The sequence below is a fragment of the Microcystis sp. M53598_WE2 genome (assembly GCF_030067735.1).
Lineage (GTDB): Bacteria > Cyanobacteriota > Cyanobacteriia > Cyanobacteriales > Microcystaceae > Microcystis > Microcystis aeruginosa.
The window spans coordinates 1-1,342 of sequence record NZ_JASJFE010000819.1; the positions used below are offsets into that span (position 1 = coordinate 1).

The 1,342-nt window shown below is 34.4% G+C and carries 2 protein-coding genes; both read right to left on the bottom strand.

Going from position 1 to position 1,342, the window contains the following annotated elements; translation table 11 throughout:
• Positions 1-19 precede the first annotated feature (19 nt).
• Complete coding sequence (locus PX636_RS16625) at positions 20-586, bottom strand: Uma2 family endonuclease (protein ID WP_288117896.1); 567 nt, start codon at positions 584-586, stop codon at positions 20-22.
• 5 nt (positions 587-591) lie between these two features.
• Positions 592-1,342: DUF5838 family protein (locus PX636_RS16630; protein WP_288117897.1), on the bottom strand; the 751-nt coding region annotated here is incomplete at its 5' end.

Genomic DNA, 1,342 nt, shown 5'->3' on the forward strand with positions numbered 1-1,342 from the left:
ATCATGGGGGTTAATTTGCCTAATTAAATACTTGAGAAACTTTTAAATTGAGTTGATTAAATATAGAGGGTTTTACTAAGTCATCATTGCTAAAATTACCAATTTCTGCATAAGTATCTCCTTTTAATTCTAAGACTAAAATGGTTTGAGTTTGAGGATCAACTATCCAGTATTCAGGAATCCCACAATCTTGATATTGGCTTCTTTTGGCGATGTAATCTCTCTCTCTTTGGATTTCCCCCGGACTAACCACTTCAATGACTAATAAGGGGGGTGCCATGGTAAGAAGAATGGTATTTCTCTGGGAGAGTAATTGAATATGTTCTTCTCGAATAATGCTTAAATCAGGATAACGGTTTTTCGGTTCGCCTCTCACTTCTAATTCTAAACCATGTCCTCTAACTCTATCTGTTCCTAGCATTAAAGCAAAGACTAGAAAAAGACGATTAGCAATTTGAAAGTTAAGTCCTGATTCTGGTGGCATTTCTACCAATTCTCCGTTAAATAACTCATAAGATTCCTCTGAATTATCCTCATATTGTAGATATTCGGCAAAGGTTTCAAAGCGGGGTTTGGTGATTAACATAAAATTTACTCCATTCCAAAATACTTATAATAGTAAAGTCTAACATTTTCAATTCTCGTTTTTTCTAATTCTTGTTGGGCTGTACCTACCCACACACTAGATAAAATATCTTGATGCTGATAAAAGCTATGAACTCTTTGGGCGGTATCATTAAGCTTGAAGTAATTGGTTAAATCTTGACGATTTTTGAGCCTGTAGTAAAGCACTGGGTTATTATTTGTTTTGGAAAAGCCAAAACCAAATAAGCTTGTTGCTTTAAGAGGTTCTAAAACAAATTTGGGAAGATGTCGCCATACTTTGTCTTGAGTTTCTGGTTTAAAAAAGTCTGTTTCTGCAACTTCAGGGTAAATTTCGATCGCACTACGGCCATCAAAATAGAAATCAAAGCCGACAATGGAAAGAAAATCTCGTACAGCTATTAAATCATCACTATCACTGGTTAACAATAACGCTTGGTTGATTTTTTCAGGATAATCTTTTAGCCTGATGTGCATTTTTAAACTAGAATCAGCAAGATTAGTCCTTAAATCAATACCCGTACTGAAAACCGTGATTTTACTGAAATTAAAATTAAGTCCTAAGAACTGCTGTAATAAAGAATAGTCTAATTTAACACCAACTCGGTTTTCAACTTGCCGAAAAAAAGCTAAAGACTGCGCTAGATATTTTTGCCATTCTTGAGCTTTATCTTTAAAAAAGAGCATAAACCTTGAGGCAATGAGTTTATCTAATTCTATCTTACAAGAGGCTTCAATA